Source organism: Streptomyces sp. 12E, assembly GCF_055633275.1.
Genome location: NZ_JBVNCJ010000001.1, coordinates 7,041,715 through 7,065,373, shown reverse-complemented (window position 1 = coordinate 7,065,373; position 23,659 = coordinate 7,041,715). Strand labels below are relative to the sequence as shown.

At 73.6% G+C, this 23,659-nt stretch carries 20 protein-coding genes and 1 pseudogene; 18 read left to right on the top strand and 3 right to left on the bottom strand.

Annotated features, from left to right (window positions below):
* The first annotated feature begins 201 nt into the window (after positions 1-201).
* The 16 genes from ACZ8ZB_RS32500 (at position 202) to ACZ8ZB_RS32425 (ending at position 19,225) form a co-directional block, all read left to right on the top strand.
* On the top strand, positions 202-1,494 hold the full coding sequence (locus ACZ8ZB_RS32500; protein WP_470741146.1) for a beta-ketoacyl-[acyl-carrier-protein] synthase family protein: 1,293 nt from the start codon (positions 202-204) through the stop codon (positions 1,492-1,494).
* Complete coding sequence (locus ACZ8ZB_RS32495; protein WP_470741145.1) at positions 1,491-3,269, top strand: CoA-transferase; 1,779 nt, start codon at positions 1,491-1,493, stop codon at positions 3,267-3,269. Before ACZ8ZB_RS32500 ends, ACZ8ZB_RS32495 begins: the two co-directional genes overlap by 4 nt.
* Entirely contained in the window at positions 3,266-4,300 is a 1,035-nt protein-coding gene (locus tag ACZ8ZB_RS32490; RefSeq protein WP_470741144.1) for a ketoacyl-ACP synthase III, read from the top strand. The genes ACZ8ZB_RS32495 and ACZ8ZB_RS32490 overlap by 4 nt, the downstream gene beginning before the upstream one ends.
* Before the next feature lie 65 nt (positions 4,301-4,365).
* Positions 4,366-5,334 (top strand): ketoacyl-ACP synthase III, encoded by a 969-nt coding sequence (locus ACZ8ZB_RS32485; protein WP_470741143.1) that lies wholly within the window; start codon positions 4,366-4,368, stop codon positions 5,332-5,334.
* Positions 5,327-6,265 carry an SDR family NAD(P)-dependent oxidoreductase gene (locus tag ACZ8ZB_RS32480; RefSeq protein WP_470741142.1) on the top strand — a complete coding sequence of 313 codons (939 nt, stop codon included), beginning with the start codon at positions 5,327-5,329 and terminating at the stop codon, positions 6,263-6,265. Before ACZ8ZB_RS32485 ends, ACZ8ZB_RS32480 begins: the two co-directional genes overlap by 8 nt.
* Complete coding sequence (locus tag ACZ8ZB_RS32475) at positions 6,262-7,086, top strand: SDR family NAD(P)-dependent oxidoreductase (RefSeq protein WP_470741141.1); 825 nt, start codon at positions 6,262-6,264, stop codon at positions 7,084-7,086. The genes ACZ8ZB_RS32480 and ACZ8ZB_RS32475 overlap by 4 nt, the downstream gene beginning before the upstream one ends.
* Entirely contained in the window at positions 7,083-8,471 is a 1,389-nt protein-coding gene (locus tag ACZ8ZB_RS32470; RefSeq protein ID WP_470741140.1) for a beta-ketoacyl synthase N-terminal-like domain-containing protein, read from the top strand. Before ACZ8ZB_RS32475 ends, ACZ8ZB_RS32470 begins: the two co-directional genes overlap by 4 nt.
* A gap of 45 nt (positions 8,472-8,516) precedes the next feature.
* Positions 8,517-9,797, top strand: coding sequence for a beta-ketoacyl synthase (locus tag ACZ8ZB_RS32465; RefSeq protein ID WP_470741139.1), 1,281 nt, complete (start codon positions 8,517-8,519; stop codon positions 9,795-9,797).
* Positions 9,794-11,338, top strand: coding sequence for an SDR family oxidoreductase (locus tag ACZ8ZB_RS32460; RefSeq protein WP_470741138.1), 1,545 nt, complete (start codon positions 9,794-9,796; stop codon positions 11,336-11,338). The genes ACZ8ZB_RS32465 and ACZ8ZB_RS32460 overlap by 4 nt, the downstream gene beginning before the upstream one ends.
* Entirely contained in the window at positions 11,335-12,225 is an 891-nt protein-coding gene (locus ACZ8ZB_RS32455; RefSeq protein ID WP_470741137.1) for an SDR family oxidoreductase, read from the top strand. Before ACZ8ZB_RS32460 ends, ACZ8ZB_RS32455 begins: the two co-directional genes overlap by 4 nt.
* Entirely contained in the window at positions 12,225-13,934 is a 1,710-nt protein-coding gene (locus tag ACZ8ZB_RS32450; RefSeq protein WP_470741136.1) for a CocE/NonD family hydrolase, read from the top strand. Before ACZ8ZB_RS32455 ends, ACZ8ZB_RS32450 begins: the two co-directional genes overlap by 1 nt.
* On the top strand, positions 13,931-15,685 hold the full coding sequence (locus ACZ8ZB_RS32445) for an AMP-binding protein (RefSeq protein WP_470741135.1): 1,755 nt from the start codon (positions 13,931-13,933) through the stop codon (positions 15,683-15,685). The genes ACZ8ZB_RS32450 and ACZ8ZB_RS32445 overlap by 4 nt, the downstream gene beginning before the upstream one ends.
* Positions 15,682-16,575 (top strand): enoyl-CoA hydratase/isomerase family protein, encoded by an 894-nt coding sequence (locus tag ACZ8ZB_RS32440; RefSeq protein ID WP_470741134.1) that lies wholly within the window; start codon positions 15,682-15,684, stop codon positions 16,573-16,575. Before ACZ8ZB_RS32445 ends, ACZ8ZB_RS32440 begins: the two co-directional genes overlap by 4 nt.
* 190 nt (positions 16,576-16,765) lie before the next feature.
* Positions 16,766-17,596: an alpha/beta fold hydrolase gene (locus tag ACZ8ZB_RS32435; RefSeq protein WP_470741133.1), complete on the top strand. Its 831-nt coding sequence runs from the start codon at positions 16,766-16,768 to the stop codon at positions 17,594-17,596.
* Between the two features lie 15 nt (positions 17,597-17,611).
* Positions 17,612-18,118, top strand: a complete 507-nt coding sequence (locus ACZ8ZB_RS32430) for a GbsR/MarR family transcriptional regulator (protein ID WP_470741132.1) — start codon at positions 17,612-17,614, stop codon at positions 18,116-18,118.
* Positions 18,119-18,196: 78 nt separating this feature from the next.
* Entirely contained in the window at positions 18,197-19,225 is a 1,029-nt protein-coding gene (locus ACZ8ZB_RS32425) for an amidohydrolase family protein (protein WP_470741131.1), read from the top strand.
* 497 nt (positions 19,226-19,722) lie between these two features.
* Here the strand turns inward: ACZ8ZB_RS32425 and ACZ8ZB_RS32420 are convergent, their stop codons facing one another.
* Entirely contained in the window at positions 19,723-21,714 is a 1,992-nt protein-coding gene (locus ACZ8ZB_RS32420; protein WP_470741130.1) for a heavy metal translocating P-type ATPase, read from the bottom strand.
* Between the two features lie 94 nt (positions 21,715-21,808).
* On the opposite strand from ACZ8ZB_RS32420, the gene ACZ8ZB_RS32415 reads away from it, so the two are divergent.
* The gene (locus ACZ8ZB_RS32415) at positions 21,809-22,222 is read left to right on the top strand and encodes an ArsR/SmtB family transcription factor (RefSeq protein ID WP_470741129.1); all 414 of its coding nucleotides are present in this window, start codon (positions 21,809-21,811) and stop codon (positions 22,220-22,222) included.
* A 635-nt stretch (positions 22,223-22,857) separates the two neighbouring features.
* Here the strand turns inward: ACZ8ZB_RS32415 and rpsN are convergent.
* Both rpsN and rpmB read right to left on the bottom strand, forming a co-directional pair.
* Positions 22,858-23,157, bottom strand: a pseudogene (gene rpsN, locus ACZ8ZB_RS32410) (30S ribosomal protein S14); the annotation flags it as partial.
* Positions 23,157-23,411 (bottom strand): 50S ribosomal protein L28, encoded by a 255-nt coding sequence (gene rpmB, locus ACZ8ZB_RS32405; protein WP_470741128.1) that lies wholly within the window; start codon positions 23,409-23,411, stop codon positions 23,157-23,159. The pseudogene rpsN and the gene rpmB, both read right to left, overlap by 1 nt.
* 67 nt (positions 23,412-23,478) lie before the next feature.
* On the opposite strand from rpmB, the gene rpmG reads away from it, so the two are divergent.
* A complete protein-coding gene (gene rpmG, locus ACZ8ZB_RS32400; RefSeq protein WP_129802794.1) occupies positions 23,479-23,643 on the top strand; it encodes a 50S ribosomal protein L33 in 165 nt (54 codons plus the stop codon).
* The last annotated feature ends 16 nt before the right edge of the window (positions 23,644-23,659 follow it).

Below are 23,659 nucleotides of genomic sequence, written 5' to 3'. Positions count from 1 at the left end.
CGCCCGCAGCGGCCCGGCACCTCCCCGAGGGAGGTGCCGGGCCGTCGGCGCGTGTACGGGCGCGCCACGGGCTTCGGCGTCCGAGTCGCGAGCTGTCGACGTACGGACCCGGAAAACGAGTACCGGCAGTCATCACATATGGCGTACATGAGTACTTGACGGCCGTAGCAAGGCTCATGTAGGAGCAGTTAGCTTCGGTTCATGGACAGCAGCCGAGCCCATTCCCCGGACCTCTCCGATCCCGTCGTGCTGACCGGCATCGGGTGCGTGCTGCCCGGCACCACCGATGTCCATGACTTCTGGGACCATGTCTCCACAGGAACCCCACAGGTGAGCCGGCTGGAGAAGCCCGCGTTCGCCGCTGCCGGGCTGCCCGTCCACGCGGCCGCGCAGTTGGGCGAGTTCGACGCCGCGACCCGGCTGCCGCACCTCCTCCCGGCGCACGCCGCGAAGTACAACCGGGACATCCTGGCGACCATGGCCGCCGTCAGCGACGCGCTGAAGGACGCCGGGATCGCCCGGGGCCAGATCGCCCCGGAGCGCCTGAGCATCATCCAGTCCTCGTCCCGCGGCCCGCTGTCCTGGTGGACCGAGACCCTCGCGGCGGACTCGGGACAGGACCCGTACGGAGGCAAGGCGACGGCCATGTTCCGCGGTCTCGCCGGCTGCCCGGCCACGCTGGCCGCCATCGACGTCGGCGCGAGCGGCCTGGTCACCACCCTCAGCAGCGCCTGCGTCGGTGGCCACCACGCCATCGGCCTCGCCCTGCGCGAGCTGCGTTCCGGCAGCGCCGACGTGGTCCTCGCCGGAGGGCACGAGTTCCCGATCGTCCCCGAGGTCGCCCGCTGCTACCTGGCCCTCGGTGACGGAGTGCTCTCGCCGGAGAGCGACGATCCCGCCACCGCCGTACGCCCCTACGACAGGAACCGGCGTGGATTCGCCCTCGGCGAGGGCGCCATGACGCTCTGCCTGGAACGGGAGTCGTCCGCCCGGGAGCGCGGCGCACGGATCTACGCCCGGATCCTGGGCCACCGGGCCCTCAACGAGGCCGACCACGCCACCAGCATGGACCTGGTCGGTGACGTCACCGCCTCGGTCGTCGCGGGCGTGCTCGACGACGCCGGGCGCAAGCCCGAGGAGATCGGCTACGTCTGCGGCCACGGCACCGCCACCCGGTACAACGACATCGCCGAGAGCCGGGCCCTGCGCCGCCTGCTGCCGCGCCACGACGACGCCGACCTGCCGCCGCACGGCTCCAACAAGCCCATCTACGGCCACACGTTCGGCATGGCCGGGATCATCAACGTCGCCGCCACCTCGTTGATGCTCCACCACCAGCGACTGGCCCGGACCGCCAACCACCTCACGCCGGACCCCGAGTGCGACTACGACCACGTCGCCGAGGGGCCGCGTGACACCGAGATCGACCTCGCGGTCTCGCTGTCCTTCGCCTTCGGCTCGCAGACCTCCGTCATGGCCCTGGAGCACGCATGACCACAGCCCCCGCACGCCCCTCCGCCGCCGGCCACCGGCCCGCCCCCTACCTGGCCACCGGACCCGACGACCTGGTGCGCCGCTTCGTCCGCGAGGGCGACCACGTGCACGCGGCGGCAACGATGTCACGGCCCAACGCCCTGCTCAACGCGGTGTGCCGGGCCTTCGCCGGCAGCCACAGCCTGACGGTGAGCACCACCGCCGTGCACTCCAGCGCCCACGCGCTCGCCCTCTCCGGTGCGGTGCGCAAGGTGATCACGGGCTTCGTCGGTGACACCTTTCCCTCGCCGCGCCCCAACCGCCTCTACCGCGAACTCGCCGAGGGCAAGCCGTTCGAGGCGGAGATGTGGTCGCTGCTCAGCTACACCCAGCGGCTGATGGCCGCGGCGCTCGGCCAGCCCTTCGCCACCACCGGCTCGATGCTCGCCGAGACCGACCTGCGCAACGGCAAGGAGGGCAGCCTCCACCTGGTGCCCCACCCCGAGGACCCGGAGCGGTCCGTCACCCTGCTCAGCCCGTTGCGTCCGCGCTTCACCCTGTTCCACGGCGTCGCCGCCGACCGCCGGGGCAACGTGGTGGCCTGTCCCCCGCTGGGCGAGGGCGCGTGGGCCGCGTACGCCGCAACCGAGGGCGTGCTGGCCTCCGTGGAGGCGATCGTCGACGACGAGGTGATCGCGGCGATGCCGGACCGGGTGGTCGTCCCCGCCGGCCGTGTGCTGGGCCTGTGCCAGGCACCGCTCGGCGCCCACCCGCAGTCGCTGCGCACGGGCGGACTGGCCGGTGTCGACGGCTACGTGGACGACTACGCGTTCCTCACCGACATCGTGGCCGCCTGCAAGGACCCGCAGACGGCCGCCGCCTGGTACGAGGAGTGGGTCGGCGGGACGGGGAGCCACGCCGAGTACCTGGAGCGGCTGGGCGGGGAGCGCCGCGCCGCGCTGCTCTTCCCCGCTCCCCCGGGAACGCCGGAGAAGGACCGGAGCCCGGCGGACGGATCCGGCGCTCCCACCGAGCAGGAGCAGCTCATCGTGCTCGGCGCCCGCGCGGTCGCCGATCTGGTCCGGGAGCGCGGGTACGACACGCTGCTCGCCGGGATCGGCACCTCGCACATGTCCGCGTGGCTGGCGGCCCGGCTGCTGGCGAACGACGGCATCCAGGTGCACGTGGCCGCGGAGCTGGGCCTCCAGTCCATGGACCCCGAGCCGGGCGACGTCTTCCTCTTCAGCCAGCGGCACGCCGAGCGCTCGCAGATGCTCGCCGGTGTCGCGGAGACGCTGGGCGGGGCCGTGGCCGCCAACCCGCGCTGCCTGGGCGTGCTCTCGGCGGCGGAGATCGACCCGGACGCCAACATCAACACGACGCTGCTGCCGGACGGCCGCTGGATCACCGGCTCCGGCGGGGCCAACGACATCGCCTCGTCCGTGGACTGCGTGGTCGTCGCGGTCGCCTCGGCCCGCCGCTACGTACCGCGGCTGACCCACCTCACCAGTCCGGGCCTGCGGGTCCGCGATGTGGTCAGCCAGTTCGGACGCTTCACCCGCCCGGCGCCCGGCACGCCCTTCGAGCTGACGAGCTGGCTGCCGCCGGTGCCGGGCCGCGGACGCACCGATCAGGACCTCCCCGACGGGCCGCAGGCGGCGGTACGCGACCTCACCGGCTGGACCTTCCCCGAGGGCTCCACGGGGGTCAGCCGGTTCCTGGCCGACGAGAAGGCCGTCACCACCGAAGAACTGGCCCTGCTGCGCACCATGGACCCGGAAGGCTGCTACCGATGACCACCACCGCCCCCGACCCGGCGACGGCCCACCTCCGCCCCCTGCCGCCCACCGCGATCGCCCCGGTGCGGCTCGCCGGGATCGGCCACTACTTCCCCGGCGAGCCGGTCACCAACGCCCACTTCGAGCAGCTCGACGCGCTGGGCATCGACGACGCCTGGATCCGCGAGAACACCGGGATCGTCAGCCGTCACTGGCCGGCCGACGAGAAGGAGCGCGCCGTGGAGATGGCGGCCAGGGCGGTGGACGACGCCCTGACCGCCGCCGGACTGGCGCCCGACGACATCGACCTCGTCATCGGCACGACCTCCACCACCCGGCCGCGTACCAACCCCTCCAGCGCGACCAACAACTACATGGACATCTCGCTGCCGCTGCAGAAGCAGGCCGGACTGCGCCACGCCACCTGCTTCGACGTCACCTCGGTGGCCTGCGCCGGCTTCATGTACGGCACCGCGGCCGCCGCCGCGATGCTCCCGGCGCTCGGGATGCGCAACGCGCTGGTGGTCTGCGCGGAGAACCCGCGCCCGATCCTGAACTTCGACTACCGCTACTCGGCGCTGTTCGGCGCGGGAGCGGCGGCGGCCGTCTGGTCGGCCGACACCGAGGAGCGCGGGCTGCTGGACGTGGCGCTGCACGCGGACGGCTCGTACTTCGACGCGTTCGACATCGACGAGAACGACAAGATGCTGATGCGCGGCAGGGAGGTCGGCGCGGTCGGTCCGAAGCTGCTCTCCCACGTGGGCCAGGAGATCCTGGAGCGCAACGGGCTGACGGTGGACGACGTCGACTGGTTCGTCCCGCACCAGGGCAACCTGAACATGATCAATCAGGTGTGCCGGACGCTGGGGATCCCCGGCGAGAAGCTTCTCACCAACATCCGGGAGCGCGGCAACACCTCCAGCGCCTCCATCCCCAGCTGCCTTTCCGAGAACCTCCGCTCCGGGAAGATCCGCTCCGGCGACCTCGTCGCGACGATCGGCATCGGCCGCGGCTTCAGCTGGGGCGCGATGCTCCTGCGGATTCCGTGACCCCGGCGATCCCCCATCCGCCGGACGGCCCCCTGCAGCCACCGCACCGTACGGGAAGACGAGAGATGCACGACGAGACCCCCTTGTGGCGCGAGAGCGGTCTGCGCCTGTCCGGATTCGGGCACTACTACCCACGCCTCCTGGTCGAGAACGGGAACGCCGACGCCTCCGCGGGCAGCACCGTGGACGAGGCCGTCATCGGCCGGCTCGACGTCCGCAGCCGGCACGTGGCGGACGAGGAGGAGACCCCCGCGTACATGGGGGTGCGCGCCGCCCGTGCCGCGCTGGAACAGGCGGGCGTCACGGCCGCCGAGGTCGACCTGCTGGTCTTCAGCAACTGGACGGACCGCCAGTTCGTCCCCGAGTGGGGCCCGCACGCCGCGCACCTGCTGGGTGCGGACCGGGCGCTCGCCTTCGACGTGTGCGGCGCCTGTACGGGGTTCGTGCACGGGGTCCAGACGGCAGCGGCGCTCCTCGGGGCGCACACCGCCTGGCGCCATGCCCTGGTCGTCGCCAGTGAGCGGTTCTCGCGCCGGGTGCGCCCGGGCAGCAAGGGCGAGCTGATCGTGGGCGACGCGGCCGGTGCGGCCGTGCTGTCCCGCGGGGCCGAGGCGGACGGGGGGTTGTGGGACTCACTGCTGATCAGTGACGGCTCCGGCCGGGAGACGGTCACCGTCCTGCCGCCCAACGGATGGATCAAGAGCAGTCCCGAGCTGGTCTCCATCGCGGCCGACTCCCACGCCGACCTGGCGGCCCGGATGCTGGCCCGCTCGGGCACGAAGATGGAGGAGATCGACTGGGTGGTGCCGCACCCCGGGACGGGCCGGCTGCACACCGCCGTGCGGGAACGCCTCGGCATCCCGGAGGAGCGCTTCGTCACCAACTACGAGACACGGGCGAACACCGGCAGTGCCTCGGTGCCGATCGTGCTCTCCGAGATGTCGCGGGACGGCCGGCTGAAGCCCGGGGACCTCTGCTACACGCCGACCGTGGGCTCGGGCTGGTACTACGGAGGGCTGCTCTGCCGTGTCTGATCAGCCATCACGTGCTCCTCTGCACAGGGGGAACCGCGGCACCGCTCTGGTCACCGGCGGCAGCCGCGGCCTCGGCGCGGCCATCGCCCGCCATCTGGCCTCCGTCGGCTGGCACACCGTGATCTGCGGGCGCGCCCCGGAGAGCCTGGACGCGGCGGTCGAGGCGGGAGCCGACGACGGTCTCGTCCTGCACGCCGTACGGGCGGACGTCACCGACGAGGGTTCGGTGGCCGCCCTCTTCGAGCGGCTGGCCGGGGAAGCCCCGCCGCTGGGGCTCTGCGTCAACAACGCCGGGAACAACTTCTCCCGCCGCCTGGTGAGCGTCAAGGAGCGGCCCGGCGGCCCGCCGCTGCTCTCCCCGCACCCGCTGGAGGACTTCGAGCGGGTCGTGACGTCCCTGCTCACCGGCACCTTCCTGGTCGGCCGCCACGCGGCGCAGGCGATGCTGGCCGCCGGTACCCCCGGGGCCATCGTCAACATCTCCTCCACGGTCCGCCACGGCGCGTACGGGCAGTCGGCGTACTGCGCGGCCAAGTCCGGCGTGGAGGCGCTGACCCGCACCTGGGCGGTCGAGCTGGGCGAGTACGGCATCCGGGTCAGCGCGGTGGCGCCCGGCGTCGTCGACGGCGAGGCGCTGCGCCGCCGCTCGGCGGCGAGCGAGCGGCACGCGGCCTACATGGCCGATCTCCGGCGCCATGTGCCGCTGCGCCGCTGGTGCGACGAGCAGGACGTGGCGGAGGCGGTCGCCTTCGCCGCCGACAACCCCTCGGTGACCGGCACCGTGCTGGAGGTCGACGCGGGCGGACTGCCCGCCCGCGTCCTGCCCCCGGCCGGCCGGCCCCCGAGTCCGGCCCCTGCGGAACGGACCGCGGGGGCGAGCACGGCAACCGCGCGCGCGGACCTCCCCGAGAAAGCGGAGAAAACAGCATGACCAGCGGCTTCGCGCCCACTTTGCTCCAGGGCAGGACCACCTTTCTGACCGGAGCCAGCAGCGGGATAGGCGCCGTCCTGGCGACGATGCTCGCCGCCCACGGCTCCCGAGTGGCGCTGATGGCCCGCAGCGAGAAGGAGCTCCGCCTGCTGGCCGAGCGGATCGAGGCGGACGGCGGGCGGGCGGTGGCGGTCCCCGGGGACCTCACCGACGCCGACAGCGTGCGCGCCTCCGTCCGCGCGGCCGAGGAGCAGCTCGGCCCGGTCGACCGGCTGGTGCACTGTGCGGGTGAGGCCCGCAACCAGGCGTTCCTCTGCGACCAGGACGAGGACCAGTGGATGGCCACCCTCGACATCAACCTGCTCGGGGCCTTCCGGGTCGCCCGTGCGGTGGTGCCGGGAATGATGGAGCGCCGCGAGGGCAACATCGTGATGGTCTCCTCCATCGCCGGGAAGCGCGGGCTGCCCGCCAACACCTCCTACTGCGCCTCGAAGTTCGGGCTGAACGGAATGACGCAGGCGCTCGCCGCCGAGCTGGGCGCCTTCGGCGTGCGGGTCAACGCGGTCTGCCCCGGGCTCACCGACAGCCCGGCCGCCACGGACGGCGAACGGTACGGCGACCCCTTCATGGCCGCCATCGCCAAGCACCACGGCCCGCCGGACCTGACCTGGGAGCGGTACCTCAGGCGCGCGGTCAACAGCACCGTCCTGCGCCGCCTGGTCCGTCCGGAGGAGGTCGCCGCCCAGGTGCTGTTCCTGCTCTCCGACCTCTCCGGCGGGATGACCGGGCAGGCCGTCAACGTGGACGCGGGGGCTCTGTGAGCAAGGAGCACGGCCTGCGGCAGGGCGAGCCGCCCCTGCCGGAACAGCTGTCGGCCCCGGCGGCCCGGCCCTGGGTCCCCGGCCACCGGGACACCCTGGTCACCGGGATGGGCTTCTGCCTGCCCGGCGCGGGCGACGAGCCGGTGCGCGAGGCCGGGCAGGTCTGGGCGACCGCCTCCACCGGGGCCAGCCATGTCGAGCGCGACGGCTTCCACCACGGCACCGTGCGCGGTGCGCGCGAGGCGTTCGGTGAGCTGCTGCCGGAGATGCCGGCCCGTTATCTGCGCAGCTACGCCGACGTCCACCTCTACGGCCTCGTATCGCTGGCCGAGGCGTGCAAGGACGCCGGACTCGACCACCGTGCGGGCGAGTTGAGGGGCGCGGACGTACTGACCGCCCGGGCCGGGGTGGACAGCAACTACGACAGCTACCGCGCCTGGCACGACGCCGACCCGGCGACGATCAGCCCGGCGGACGCCAAGTCCCTCTTCGTGCGGCTGCTGGTGGCGGGCACCTCCAGCGATGTCGGTCCCGTCCAGGCGGCGCTGCTCGGCTCCACCGGCGCCAACTACACGGTGAGCTGCGGCTGCGCCTCCTCCTCCGTGCTGCTCGGCATCGCCCGCGTGATGATCGCCTCCGGCCAGAGCGACCTGGTCGTCGTCACCGGGGTCGACCGCTTCGACACCGAACGGGTGCTGCACGGGCATCGGTTGCGCGAGGTGGTGGAGCGCGAGGGGGTGACGGTGCGGCACAACGACGATCCGCCGGCCGCACCCCGGCACGACCGGTCGATGCGCCCGTACGACGCGGCGGGCGACTGCATGAACTACGGCGACGGCTCGGTGACCCTGATCCTGGAGAGCCGCGAGCACGCCGCCGCGCGCGGCGCCCGGGCACACGGGGCGATCCTCGGCCAGGCCACCACGCGCGGCGGGCTGAACAGCGCGGTCGCCATCGACACCAGTGGTACGGGGCTGGCCGAGGCGGCCCGCCGGGCCCTGGGCGACCACACCTCGCTGGGACGGATCCCGTACGTCAACGGCGGAGGCGAGGGCGACGCGCTGTTCACCCGGATCGAGTCCAACGCGGTGCGTGCGTTGTGGGGCGAGGAGTCCGAGCGCGTACTGGTGAGTTCGCAGGAGGCCTGCTTCGGCCACAGCGGGGCGCCGCTCGGCAATCTGGGCGCGGCGCTGACGCTGATGATGATGCGCGAGGGCCGGGTCTGTCCCACGGCCAACTGCGAAACCCCTTCGCCCGTCTGCACGTTCGACCCGGTGCCGGGGACGAGGACGCGTCCGCTGGAGTTCGACCGGGCGCTGAGTTTCAACTACCAGGTGGGCGGGGTCAACAGCGCGTTGCTGCTGGGTGGTGGCGATGTCTGCTGAGCTGCCCGCAGGGGCCGGGGTGTGCCGAGACGGACGGTGGTCGTGATGCCCGTTGGGATTCCCCTGCTGCGGCTGGCCGGTGCCGGACTCGTCCTGCCGGGGCCGGACGGCCGCGCCTGCACCGACCTGGACACCTTCTGGCGCGTGGTGCGCGACGGGGTGAGCTGCCTCTCCCCGTACTCGCATCCCGAACTGCCCCTGCGCATCGCCGGGACGGTCGACGGCTGGGATCCGGAGGCCGCCCTGCCCTTGTCGGAACGGCAGATCCGCCGCTCCTCACGGGCCGGGCTGATGGCCACCGGAGCGGTGCACCGGGCCCTGGAGCAGGCGGGGCTGAGCGCCGACGACCTCGATCCGGAACGCACCGCGCTGGTCGCCTGCTCGCTCCAGTTCGCCTTTCCGGAGACCGAGCGCTACTACGACCTGGTCCGGGACAAGGGAGTCGCCGCCCTCGGCATGGAGTACTGGCTCAACGGCACCCCGCCCAGCGTGGTGGGCACCGTGGCCTCCGGGCTCCGCCTTCCCTGCCAGACACTGAGCGTGGCGGGTTCGTGCAATGTGGCGCTGCGGACGCTGCACCTCGTCCAGCAGATGTTCCGGTGCGGAGACGTCGACCGCGCGATCGTCGTCGGCGTGGACACCACCGTGGACCCGGTCTTCGTCGCGGGCACCAGCCACACCGGGCGCAGCGGCTACCGCGCCTCCTCGCTCTCCGACGACCCCGCCGACGTCCGGCCGCACGACGAGTTCCAGACCGGCAACGCCACCGGGGAGGGTGCGCTCGCCGTCATCCTGGAGGACCCGGCGACGACCGGGGACCGCCCCGGACTGCTGCACCGCGCGCACCTGCGCACCTCGCGCTCCAACGGCCCCTCCACCGTCGCCACCGGCCCGCCCGCCAACGTGGTGGGCGATGTGCTGGCCACGCTGGCGTCGGCCGGGCGCGGTCTCGGCGATCTGGCGTTCGTCAACGACTACGCGGACGGCAACCGGTTCGTCGAGGACCACCTGTGCGAGGCGCTGGCCGGCGTACGGGAGGCCTCCGGGTACGGCGGCGAAGTACGGCTGACCAACCAGGAGGCGGTCTTCGGCCATGTCGCCGGGACCGGCGGCCTGGTCAAACTCCTCGGCAGCCTCCTCATGCTGCACCACGGCCGCATCGCGCCGAGCGCCAACACCCTTGTCCCGTACGCGGGTCTGCCCGGCGATCCGGTGCCGGCGGGCGGCCTGGCGACCGGCGGCGACAGTGCGCTGGTGCTCGCCTCCGGGGCGGGCGGCGACGCGACGAGCATGGTCATCGAATACGAAGGCGGCGACTTGCCATGACCCACGTTCACAGTACGGCGACGCGGCCCGGCACGGCCGCCGGGGGGGATCCGCTGCGGGCGCCGATCAGCACCCGCGTGGTCGTCGACGCCTCGGGGGCCGGGACGGGGGGCGCTGCCGCCGCGGCCCTCTCCGACGCGCTCACCGCGCTCGGCCTCGCGCCCGAAGCCCCTGACCGCGACGCCGACGCCCCGGCCGCGTACTGCGCGCTGCTGCTCGGCGAGGAGGCGTACGGCGCCGAGCGCTCGGCGGGCCTGGACCGCGAACGGGTACGGGCCGCCGCCCTGACGATGGCGTCGGCGGGCCGGGGACGCCTCGTCCTGGTGACCGACGCGACGGGCGAGACGCACACCGGGACCGACCCCGACCGGTACGCCCGGCTCGCCGCCGACCGGGCCTGGTGGCAGCACCTGGTCACCCAGGTGGCCGGGCACGGCGTCACCGGCAACACCGTGGTCACCGGCTACTCCCCCGACCTGGGTCACCGACTCTCCCCGGCCGCCGAGGCCGGGCTGCTGCGCTATCTCGTGCAGCGCCGCCCCACCTCGGCCGTCGATGTGGCGGCCACCGTCGCCTTCCTGGTCTCCGAGGGGTGTTCGTACCTCGTCGGCGAGACCCTGCCGGTGGACGGGGGCGCGAATCTCGGCCAGATCCCGTCCCTGCCCGCCGGCCCGCCTGCTCCCGCCGCTCCGCGCCGCGCCGCCCCGCAGGAGCAGCCGCCGCCGGAGCCGGTCAGCGGCCGGGACCTACGGGGACACAAGGTGCTGGTGGCGGGCGCCAGCAGCGGCATCGGCCGGGCCGCCGCCCTGCACCTGGCCGGGCGCGGGGCCGACGTGGTCCTGGCCGCCCGCCGGACGCGAGCGCTGGAGGAGCTCGCCGACGAGATCGCCGCACTGGGCGGGCGGGCCTGGGCCCTCCGCTGCGACCTCTCCGACGCCGAGGACGCCGCGACCCTGGGCGAACGCGCCTGGAAGACCGCGGACGGGGTCACCGCGCTGCTGTACGCGGCGGGGCACCTGGGTTTCAGCGCGGTCGGCGGCGACCGGCCGTCCGCCGCCCGGACCTTCGCGGTGAACCTGCACAGCTTCATCGCCGTCACCGAGTACCTGACGGCCCGTTGGCGGGACGAGAAGGTCTCCGGCGCGGTGGTCGGGGTCGCCTCGGTCAGCTCCACGCTCAGCCCGGTGTCGGGACTGGAGTACTACGGGGCGAGCAAGGCGGCGATGGCGCAGTACATCCGCTGCCTCGCGGTCACGGTGGCGCGCCACGGCATCCGCGCCAACTGTGTGGCTCCCGGCATCATCGAGACGCCGATGGGCGACGCGGCGGGGCCCGAGCACCGACGCGGCTGGCTCAGCCGGATCCCCGCCGGGCGGGTCGGTGACCCGCGCGAGGTGGCGGCGGTCCTCGGCCACCTCCTGAGCGGCTCGGCCTCCCGGGTGACCGGTGCGGTGCTGCGCGCGGACGGCGGCTTCGGCCTCGGGGACGTGGCTCCGCTGCGGCCGGGCTTCCCCGGGCCGGCCGGGGAGGGGGGCCGGTGAGCGCGGACCTGGGAACGGGCGGGACGCGAACGGGCGCGGAGGACGGACCGGCAGCGGACACGACGCCGGGGGCGGCGTCCGGCAGCCCTGTCACCGGCCCTCCGGTCGCCCTGGTCGCCGGGGCCTCGTCCGGGATCGGCGCCGCCGTCGCCCACAGGCTCGCGGCGCGCGGCAGCGCCGTGGCGCTGATCGGACGCCGCGAGGCCGAGCTGAAGGAGGTCGCGGAGTCGATCCGCGCGGCCGGGGGCACCGCACTGCCTCTCGCCCTGGACCTGGCCGAACCGGGCGCCCCCGCCGAGGCGGTCGCCGCCACCGCCGCCGGGCTGGGTCCGGTCGGGCTGCTGGTGTGCAGCGCGGGCGCGATCCGGCTGGCCGCCGTCCACGAGACCGAGGAGCGGCACTGGGAACGGCAGTTGCGGGTGAACCTCACGGTCCCGTTCCTGCTGGCGCGTGAGGTGCTGCCCGGGATGCGGGAACGCGGCTACGGCTGGATCGTGAACATCGGGTCGGGGGTGGGCTCGGAGGTGGTGCCGGGCAGCGGCGGTTACGGAGTCAGCAAGCACGCCGTGCACCGGCTCACCGAGCTGATCCACGAGGAGAACCGCGACCTCGGCATCCGTGCGGTCACCGTCGCCCCGGGCTGGGTCTCCACCCGGCTGGCGGCCCGGCCCGCCGATCTCGGCGTCCCCGAGGAGGAGGTGCTGGAGGCGGAGGACATCGCGGAGACCGTCGTGTGGCTGCTGGACCGTCCGGCCCGGATGAGCGTCGGCCCGCTGGTGCGCGTCGAGCCCTCGGCGAGCCGGGCCGCCGCCGGTGACGCCATGACCCGCCATCTGACCCGGTCCCGTGCCGAGGGCGCCGGACCGGCCGTGAAGGAGAACCCCTGATGGGCAGAAGCACCCTCGTCGAGCACGACGTGCCGGTGGAGATGCGCGACGGGACCGTGCTGCGGGCCGATGTGTGGCGCCCCGCCGACGGCCCGGCCTCACCCGCCGTGCTCTTCCGGACCCCGTACGGCAAGTCTCCGCTGGGGCTGACCTCGTTGACCCCGGCGCAGTGCGTCGACCGGGGGTACGCGGTCGTGGTGCAGGACACCCGGGGCCGGTTCGCCTCGGAGGGCGAGTGGGCGCCGCTGGACTGGTCGCAAGAGGGGCCGGACGGATACGACACCGTCGAGTGGACCGCCGCACAGCCCTGGTGCGACGGGAACGTGGCCATGGCGGGCTCCTCGTACCAGGCCATCGTGCAGTGGCTGACCGCCGTGGAGAAGCCCCCGCACCTGCGGGCCATCGCGCCCATGATGTCCACCTCGGCGCCCTTCGACGCCGAGCAGCTCGGCGGCTCCGTGCGGCTGGACCACCTCACGAGCTGGCTCGGCCTGACCGCGCTGGAGTGGGTGCAGCGCCGTGCGGCGGCGGGCGACCCGGTGGACGGGGCGATCGTGGCCGAGGTGACGCAACTGCTCACCACGCCCGACGTCCTGCTGCGGCGCTGGCCGTTGGCCGCCGTCCTCGACTTCGAGGGCTTCCCCGGCCGGCTCCGGGACGTCTTCGCCGGGCGCGTGGCGACGGTGGCCGACTACCGTCTCGAGGAGGTCGACGTGCCCACCTTCTCGGTGGGCGGCTGGTTCGACGTGTTCTCCCACGGCACCGTCGAGCTGTACCGCGCCATGCGCGCCCGGGACCCGGGGGCCGGGCGGCACGAGCTGGTGATCGGCCCCTGGGTGCACTCCGGCCAGCTCCCGCAGGTACAGGGCGAGGTGAACACCGGCCTGTACGGTTCGGCGCAGGGCGCACGCCTGGCCGATCTGCACCTGGACTTCTTCGACCGCCACCTGAAGCAGGCCGGGGGGACCACCGGTGAGGATCCCGGCGGGGACGTGCGGTACTTCCTCTTCGGTGACGACACCTGGCACCGGGCCGCGAGCTGGCCGCCGCCCGAGGCCGTCGACTCACCCTGGTACCTGGCGGGTCCGGCCGACGGCGGCGAGGGCGGCCGGCTGCTGCCCGCGCCGCCCCGGCAGGGCCCGGACCACGACACGTTCACCTACGACCCGGAGGATCCGGTCCCCTCGCACGGCGGGCGGGTGCTCCAGCTCGGCCGGCTGGTGGCGGGCCCGCTCAACCAGGCGCACCTCGAGAGCCGGCCGGACGTGCTCTGCTACACCTCCGAGCCGCTCGCCGAACCGCTGGACGTGGTCGGCCGACAGCGGCTGCGGCTCCGCTTCGGCTCGGACGCAGCCGCCACCGCCGTGGTCGCCAAGCTCACCGACGTACATCCGGACGGGCGTTCGCTGCTGGTGGCCGAGGCGAGCCTCCGGCTGGAGGCGGGAGGGGACGGGCCGCCGGACGAACCGTACGAGGCCGACCTGCTGCTCGGGGACACGGCGTGGCGCTTCGCCCCCGGGCACCGGCTGCGGGTCCACGTCACCAGCAGCAACTTCCCCCATCTGGACCGGCACCCCAATGTGCCGGGCCCGATCGGCGAGGCGGAGCACTGCCGCACCGCTCGGCAGTCGGTCTGGTACGGAGGTCCGTACCAGAGCGTGCTCCGGCTGCGGACCCTGCCCGCCCGGAGCACCGGGGAGGGGGCGTGAGCGCGGAGGCGGGCCGTTCCGGGGCGCGTCCTCAGGCACCGGCCGCCACGCGGCCCGCCTCCGCGCTCCCCGCTCCCCCGCGGATCCCGGCCGATGTGCTCGACCCGGCGTCGGCACAGGTGCCGACCGCCGAGCAGTGCGTGCTGGGTCCTCTGCTCCGGCGACGGGCCGCCGCCGCGCCCGAGGCACCGTACGCGCTGATGCCGGACGGCGACATCTGGACGTACGCGCGGACGCTCCGCGAGACCGAGGAGACGGCCGCCGCGCTCCAGGCGCTCGGCGTCACGCCGGGCGAACTGGTGCTCAGCTGGCTGCCGAACGGAGCGGACGCACTGCGCACCTGGTACGGCGTCAACCTGACGGGCGCGGTCCTGGTCCCGCTCAACACCGCCTACCGGGGCGCGGTCCTGAGCCAGGTGATCACCGACAGCGGGGCCGAGGTGCTGATCTGCCGGCCGTCGCTGGCGGCCCGGCTGGAGAAGGCGCCGGACGGGACGGGAGCGGTGCGTACGGTGGTCCTGCTGCCGGGGCCCGAGGACGTGCCCGAAGAAGTGGAGGCGCTCGCCGGGCGGCTCTCCCTGCGCTTCCGCGTGGAGACCGGACTGCGGGCGGAGCGGCAGGAGTTCACGGAACCGGTGCCCGCTCCGCAGCCGTGGGACGCGCAGACCGTCGTCTACACCTCGGGGACGACCGGCCCGTCCAAGGGGGTCGTCTCCTCCTACGCGCACCTGTACAGCAGTTGCACCGCCGCCTTCCACGACATGGCCGGACCCGAGGACCGCTACCTGCTGCAACTCCCGCTGTTCCACGCCGGCGGCACGATCGGCGCGTACGGGATGCTGGTGCACGGCGGTTCGGTGACGGTCGTGCCCGCTTTCACCACCAGCGAGTTCTGGCCGCTGATCCGGCGTACGGGGACGACCCTGTGCACGCTGCTCGGCGTGATGGCGACCTATCTGCTCAAGCAGCCGCCGCTGCCGCAGGACACCGGGCATCCGCTGCGGGCGGCCTACGTCATCCCGTTCACCGAGGGGGCGGCGGAGTTCTCCGAGCGGTTCGGGGTCTCGGTCCGCGCGCTGTTCAACATGACCGAGGTGTCGTGTCCGGTGCTCTCCGCCCCGGACCACCGCCCCGGCGTCCCGATGCACTGCGGCCGGCCCCGGCCCGGCATCACCGCCCGGGTCGTCGACGACCACGACCGCGAGGTGGCGGACGGCGAGGCGGGCGAACTGGTACTGCGTTCGGACCGTCCGTGGTCGTTCCTCAGCGGCTACCTCGGGCGGCCCGCCGAGACGGCCGCCGTCTGGCGCAACGGCTGGTTCCACACCGGGGACACCGTCCGGCGCGTCCCGGACGGCGGGCTGGTCTTCGTGGACCGCAAGAAGGACGCGATCCGCAGGCGCGGCGAGAACATCTCCTCCTTCGAGGTGGAGGCTCAGGCGGTGGCCCACCCGGCGGTGCTGGAGGCGGCGGCGGTGGCCGTGCCCGGTGACGAGGGCGAGGACGAGGTCCTGCTGGTGGTGGCGGGCCGCGCCCCGGCCGCACCGGTCGACCCGGCGGCGCTGCTGGGGTTCCTGCGGGAACGGCTGGCCCATTTCATGCTGCCGCGCTACATCCGGGTGCTGCCCGAGCTCCCGAAGACCCCCACCGGCAAACCGACCAAGCACACGCTGCGCGCGGAGGGCGTCACGGCGGGAACGTGGGACCGCGAGGCGGCGGGCATCCGGATACGCAGGGAGAAGATCGTATGAGCCAGGAAACATTCCGGACGGACCAGGAGCCCGTGGCCGAGTGGGCGGGCGCGGCCACCGAGTCGTTCGCGGTCTTCGCCGACCGGGTGGACGGCAAGGAGGACATACCGTTGCGCGCCTCGCTGGAGGGCGGGGTCGCCACGCTGACGCTGGACCGGCCGCACCGCCGCAACAGCCTGGATCTGACGCTCTCGCGCCATGTGCTGCTCGGCCTGATGTGCGCGGGCGACGACCCCCGGGTGCGCACGGTCGTGATCACCGGGAACGGCGGGGCGTTCTGCGCGGGCGACGACGTCGAGAGCGTACGGAGGTGGCGGCTGGGCGACCGGGTGGACACCCCCTTCGACCCGGTCACCTCGGACGCGCACTATCTGCGGATCTGCGAGGCGATCCTGCACCTGCCGAAGCCGGTGATCGTGGGGCTGACCGGTCCGGCGGCGGGCGCGGGGGCGGAGATCGCCTGCGCCGCCGACTTCCGGCTGGCCGACACCCGCGCCTCGATCGGCAGTTGCCTGGCCGGAGTCGGGCATGTGGGGAACGTGGTGCTGATGTCCCGGCTGACCGGCCCGGCGCGGGCGACGGAGATCTACCTCACCGGGCGGATGGTCTCGGGGGCCGAGGCGGTGCGCCTGGGGCTGTTCGACCGGCTCTGCGAACCCGAGGACTTCGGCCGCGACCTCGCCGAGCTGGCCGGCCGGTTCGCCGCGCTGCCGACCGCTTCGGTGGGGCTGTTCAAGGAGTTGCGGGAGCGGAGCTGGGGGCAGCCGGCCGAGTACGGACTCCGTCTCCAGGACGCGTACCACCTGAAGACGCACGCCACGGTGGCCGACGCCCGCGAGGGGATGGCCGCGTTCACGGAGAAGCGGCCGCCCCGCTTCACCGGCGGCTGACCGGGCGAGGGCTTCCCGTCACCGCCGACGCGGTCGGGCGGGCGGCCTCCTCCCTTTGCGGTCGTGACGGAGAGAGTATTCTGATTCTGATGAACGAAGTGCTGTGGCACCACCGTCCGGCGGCTCCGCCGCTCCTGTCCCCGTCCCCGTCCGCCCGGCTCGTCAGCGGCCTGGACGAGGAGTGCGCGCGATGACCTGGCGGGCCGGCGCCGGGTCCCGGGTCGAGGAGGTGGCGAGCAGTGTCGAGGCCTCGGGCGTCCGGTTGCACTACTGGACCGCCGGGGCGGCCGACCGTCCGGTGGTCGTCCTCACCCACGGCGCGGGGGCCGACCACCGCATGTTCGATCCACAGATCCCCGCGCTGGTCGACGCGGGCTACCGCACCCTGCGCTGGGATGTGCGCCACCACGGTGCGTCCGTCTCCGGCACCGGCGGATTCCGGCCCCGGGCCGCGGCACAGGACCTGGGAACGCTGCTGGACGCGGCCGAGGTACGCAGGCCCGTGGTGCTGCTGGGGCAATCGATGGGCGGCAACATCTCGCAGGAGTACCTGCGCCAACGGCCCGAGGAGGTCGCCGCGCTCGTGATCATCGGTTCCACGTCCAGCACCCTGCCCATCACACGGGGCGAACGGCGCCGCCTGGCGCTGTCCCGCGCTCTCATGCGGCTGATGCCCTACCGCCGTCTGACCCGGTGGATGGCCCGGGCATCGGCCGAGACCTCCGGGGCCCAGGAGTATCTGCGCGAGGTCTTCGCAGCGAACGGGCGGCGTTCTTTCCTCACCACCTGGGACGGCATGACGCGCGCGGTCGCCCCGTCCCCCGGCTACCTCGTCGAGAAGCCCGAGCTTCTGCTCTGCGGTGAACACGACAACACGGGTAACATCCGCTCGTCGATGGAACGGTGGAGCGCACGCGATCCGAACAGCGAGTTCCACGTGATCCCCGGCGCCGGACACGTCGCCCAGCTGGACCGTCCCGACGAGGTCAACCGGCTGACCATCGCCTTCCTGAAGGCCTGAGAAACCAACGAGACCATGACTGACCACGACATCACGGCCGACGCCGGATCCGCCCCGGCCCCCGGCACCGACAGGTTCAGCGCCCCGGAAGCCTCCTTCATCAACGAGATGGGTTCGCTGATGGAGCGCTGGGGACTCCCGCAAGCCACCGGCCGCCTCTTCGGCTACCTGCTGCTGCGCAACAAGCCCGTGGACCTCGACACCATGACGCGCGAACTCGGCCAGTCCAAGAGCGGACTGAGCGTGGCCGCGCGCCAGTTGGAGTCCTGGACCCTGGTGCGGCGCTCCACCCGGCCCGGCAGCCGGCGGATCGGCTACGAGGCGGTGGGCGACCTCCAGCACCTGCTGCTGGTGAACAACGCCCATATGCGCAAGTTCACCGAGACGCTGAGTTCGGGGGTTCCGGTGGCGCGCGGCGAGGCCCGGGACCGACTGGCCTCGCTCGCCGACCTGTTCAGCGGGTTCGTGCAGCAGACCGAGGCGCTGGTGGCCGAGTGGGAAGCTCGGCGCGCCGCCTCCTGAGACCCCACCGCTCCCGTACCCGGCCGCACCCCGGCGCCTCCCCGTACCGTCCCCCTTCCGAATCCCGACGGAGTGACCGTGAACGTCTCGTCCGCCCTCGCCCCGATCGACGGAACACCGGCGGGCCCTCGTGTCCGGGCCCGCCCGCCGGTCGTGGACGCCTGCTCGCTGGTGTACGACGACGCGGGCTGGCGGGCGTACCTGAACCGGCTGGGCCAGAGGGCCCCCGAGTACCTGGACGTCTTCTCCACCTCGTTCTGCCGGTACTTCGGCGCCGCGCACACCGCGTACCGCGAGGCGCTGGCCGTCCGCTGGCAGGACGCGGTCGATGTGCTCCTCCCCCCGGACCGGCCGCCCTTCGACCTGGCCGCACACCTCGCCGACCGACAACGGCAGGGTGTGACGGGCGAGTTCGCCATGGGTTCGCAGGAGCGGCTGCCGGACGGCCGTACCGTCAACGAATGGCTGCTGGAGACCGTACGGGACGCACGCGACCGCATCCACGTCTGGGCCGGTCTGTCGCTGCGCGACCCGGCCGCCGCGCTGCGCGAGCTGGAGCGGTCGCTGGCGGCGGGGGCGACCGGCCTGTGCGTGATCCCCTTCCTGGACGGCACCGACCCGGCCGATCCGTTGTTCGCCCCGGTCTGGGACGCGGCGGCCGGGGCGGGCCTGCCGGTCTGGCTGCACACCGGTCACCACTTCGCCCGCGGCTACCCCAGTGGCCTGGGCAGCTGGCGCGGGGTCGAGGCGCTGGCGGGCCGCCACCGCGAGCTGCTCCTCGTCGCCGGGCACGCGGGCTGGCCCGACGTGCAGGAGATGCTGCTCACCGCCGCCCGGCACCCCGGGGTCTTCCTGGAGTTCTCCTCGCACCGGCCCCGGCACATGGCCAAGCCCGGTTCCGGCTGGGAGCCGCTGCTCCACCACGCCCGGGGGATGGCCCGCGACCGGGTCCTGTTCGGCACCTCGACCTGGGTCAATCCGGGTCCGACCGGACCGCTGGCCGACGAGCTGGCGGCGCTCCCGCTGCCCGGCGAGGTGGTCACCGCCTGGCTCTCGGGCAATGCGGAGGCCCTGGTGGCCCGCACGGCCGCGACCCGACGGGACTGAGCCGCACGGAGGCCCTCCGGACGACCGCGCCGGTCCCGTCACCGACGCGCGGGCCGCTGCCGGGCGATGTCGCGACGGCCTCGCCGGAGCGGTCCCGCACCCCGACCACGGCGTCCGGCGCACCGGCGCCGCGTCCGTCGACGCCTGCCGCCGACCCGGCGTCGGCTTCGGTGGCGGCTCGCCGGCGGTGCGCGCATGCCGGGGCCGCTCGGGGGACCGGGTGCGCATCGTCGTTTCCGGAAGCGGCCGGGCCCGGGCCGCTCGGCGCGGGGTGCGGGGCGGGTGGTCCGACAGGGCTCGCGCTTTCCGGGGTCAGCGCGTCCTTTCCCGTGGCCTCGAGGGTCGCCGGACCATCACGACTCCGGCCGGCCGGGTGCGCAGACCGGTGGGCTGGGCTTCGTGGTCCAGGCGCGGCACCTTTCCCGGGGTGCCGCGGCAGACGGTGACGGTGGGCCGGGCCGCCCCCGACGTGCGGGCGGCCTTCCTGGTGCGGCGGCTCACTGCACGTCCTGCGCGGCGCGGTTCCAGGCGGCGTCGCGCAGCAGACGCAGCCCGTTGAGACCGACGATGACGGTCGATCCCTCGTGGCCGAGAACACCGAGCGGCAGCGGCAGGTGGCCTGCCAGGTCCCAGATGACCAGGCCGGAGATGAACACCGCGGCGATGACCAGGTTCTGTGTCACCAGGCGGCGGGCCGCCCGCGAGAGAGCGATCACGGTGGGGACGGCGGCGAGTTCGTCGCGGACGATGACGGCGTCGGCGGTCTCCAGGGCGAGGTCGGAGCCGGCCCGGCCCATGGCGACGCCGGTGTGGGCGGCGGCCAGAGCGGGGGCGTCGTTGACACCGTCGCCGAGGACCAGCACCTTGCGCCCTCGGGCCTCCAGGCGCCGCACGGTTTCGACCTTGTCCTGGGGCAGGAGACCGGCGTGGACCTCGTCGCCGGTGATGCCGACCTCGGCGCCCAGGCGGGCGGCGGCGCGGGGGTTGTCGCCCGTCACCAGCATCGGGGTACTGCCCGTCAGCGCGGTCAGGGCCGCGACGGTCGCGACCGCGTCGGGCCGCAGCCGGTCGGCGATGCCCAGCACCCCGACGGGGACGCTGTCGCGCAGGACCAGGACGGCCGTACGGCCGCCGTCCTCCAGGTCGGCCGCGACCCGGGCGGCGCGGGCCGCGTCGGTGTCGTCGTTGCCGCCGAGGAGGCGGGCGGGGGCGCCGACCGCGACCGTGTGGCAGTCGACGGTGGCGGTGACACCGACGCCGGGGGTGGAGGTGAAGTCCCGCGTGCCGGCGACAGTCAGGCCGCGGGTGCGCGCGGCATCGACGACGGCGCGGGCCAGGGGGTGCTCACTGGGGTGCTCGGCGGCGGCCGCGAGTGCCAGCAGGGCGTCCCGGTCCAGGCCGGAGCCGTCCAGGGGTCGGATGTCGGTGACGCGGGGGGTGCCCTCGGTCAGGGTGCCGGTCTTGTCCAGGGCGACCGCGTCGACCTGCCCGAGACGCTCCATCACCACGGCGGACTTCACCAGGACGCCGTGACGTCCGGCATTGGCGATCGCCGACAGCAGCGGCGGCATCGTCGCCAGGACCACCGCGCACGGCGAGGCCACGATCATGAAGGTCATCGCCCGCAGCAGCGAGCCGGTCAGGTCCGCACCGAACGCGAGGGGGACCAGGAAGACCGCCAGGGTCGCGACGACCATGCCCAGGCTGTAGCGCTGCTCGACCTTCTCGATGAACAGCTGGGTGGGCGCCTTCGTTTCCGAAGCCTCCTCGACCATGGCCACGATCCGGGCGATCACCGAGTCCGAGGCGTCCCGCTCGACCTTCACCCGCAGCGCGCCCGTGCCGTTGAGGGTGCCGGCGAAGACCTCGTCCCCCGCCTCCTTCGCGACCGGCAGCGGCTCCCCGGTGATGGTGGCCTGGTCCACCTCGCTGGCCCCGGTGAGGACGCGGCCGTCCGCGCCGACCCGCTCGCCAGGGCGGACCAGGATGGTGTCACCGACCACCAGGTCCTCGGTGGCGACCGTCGCCTCGCTCCCGTCGTCGGCCAACCGGGTGGCCGTGGTGGGTGCGAGGTCGAGCAGACCGCGCACCGCGTCCTGGGTACGGGCGGTGGCCAGGGCCTCCAGCGCACCGGAGGCGGCGAAGATGACGATCAGCAGCGCCCCGTCCATGACCTGCCCGATCGAGGCCGCGCCGATCGCGGCCACGATCATCAGCAGGTCCACATCCAGGGTCTTCTCCCGCAGCGCCGTCAGCCCGGCCCAGGCCGGTTCCCAGCCGCCGGTGAGGTAGGCGGCGGCGTAGAGAGGGCCCCACGACCAGGCGGGTGCGCCGGTCAGCTGGAGCGGCAGCGCGATCAGGAACAGCACCAGCGCCGCGGCGGCCCAGCGCGCCTCGGCCAGGGCGAACACCCGCGTGCGCCGCTTCGGCGCCGTACGCGGGGCGGCCGAAGCTGCCCGCTCGGGCCGCTGGATCAGATCGGAAGGCATGGCAGGGCAACCCTTCAGGGTGGAGGACGGCGAGACGCCCACCATACAGGAACACTTGAACAGCTTTTCATATGTGGTCGGTATGATGGACGGCATGGGTCACGGAGCCGACGACAAGCACCACGCCACCCCCCGCGAGCGCCTGGACGCGGCAGGGGCCACCGACGTCGCCGCCACCCTCCAGGCCCTGGCCACCCCTTCGCGGTTGTACATCCTGGCCCGCCTCCAGGAGGGCCCCTGCGCGGTCGGCGACCTCGCCGAGGCCGTGGGCATGGAAGCCTCCGCCTGCTCCCACCAACTCCGCCTGCTGCGCAATCTCGGGCTCGTCACCGGGGAACGCCGGGGCCGCTCCATCGTCTACGCCCTCCACGACAACCACGTCGCCGAGCTTTTGGAACAGGCCCTCTTCCACGTCGAGCACCTGCGACTCGGCCTGCGTGACGCCCCCGCCGCCACAGCTGCCCCAGCCCGTCGACAGCCGGTCGCGTTCCGCGACTCCCCCACATGACCAATCGCGAGAGTCCCGCGAACACCTCGGAACCGATCACGAATCCGCAGGTCACCGTTGGCGGAACCCCTCCCGGAACCGGCGAGTTGCGCGAGACGGTTCCGACGGACCACCCGGTGGATCCGGCACCCGGTCATGTCGCGAACACGGTAGTCGGCCGGGCCGGCCGCCGGGCGCCCACGTACCGGCATCGCACACGCCCACCGGCCTCCCCTGTCCCCTGGTCGGCGAACTGCCGGTTCCCTGCCGGGAGATGCCGTCCGTGCTCGCCGCACAGCGCCTCCCTCAGGCCGGGGGTCACCGGCTCGATCTCCTGCGCCTGCCCTGACGTCCTGGGCAGGTCCGGTGCGTGCGAGTTCCGTGCCGGCGAGCGGGGCGGCGTCGAGGCCGACCCGGCCCGCCCTCCGCGGGGAGCACACACGTCACCCGGCGACCGGCGGGTGACCGCGTCGAGCGGGACGCGTCGGACCACCACGGGGAGTTACGCATGCGACGCGAATACCGGGCTGCCGCGGGAACTCGGGAGAGGGTCACCGACCGGGCGCGGAGGGCGGCGCCGTCCGGAGGGGCTTATGTCCGTGACCTGACAGGTCACGGACATAAGCCCCTCCACCGCGGGAACGGGGCGATCGCCCGGACGACTTGGTGACCCCGGGAAGGAAGCCGGCGTGGGCCTGCTCACGCACGCGGACACGTGACAGGCCGAACTTCCGCAGGTGGCCTCGCGGCCGCCCGTCCACGCCGTCCCGGTTGCGCACCCGGGTCGCACCGGCGTCGCGAGGCTGTCGCCGGTGCTCCTCCACGGCCGCCCGGCGTTCGGCGTCGGTGGAGGACGGCCGACGGACGACCTCCTTCAGCTCCGCCCGCCGGGCCGCGTACCGCTCGACGGTCGCCTTTCGCTTCTGGTTCTGCGCGATCTTGCTCTTCTTGGCCATCAGGCCTTCACTCCCCGGGCGCGGATGCGGGCCACGGCGGCCTCGCTGCCGATGCTGCCGATGCTGCCGATGCTGTCGATGGTCTTGACCGCCTTCGCGCTGAGCGTCAGCCGGACGTACCGGCCCTCACTCGGCAGCCAGTAGCGCTTGCGCTGGATGCTGGGGTCGAAACGGCGTGACGTGCGCCGGTGCGAGTGGGAGACGGTGTTGCCGAAGCCCGGCTGGGCGCCGGTCAGTCGACAGTGGGCGGACAAGGTCTTACCTGCCTCTCGCCGGACGACCAGTTTTTGGTAATGGAAATCATTCCCATATAGTGCCCGTATGGCTCGCAACGAGGTACGCCCGATCATCAAGCTGCGCTCCACCGCGGGAACCGGCTACACGTACGTCACCCGCAAGAACCGCCGCAACGACCCCGATCGCATGGTCCTGCGCAAGTACGACCCGATCGCCCGGCGCCACGTCGACTTCCGCGAGGAACGCTGACCCGCCGACCGCACCC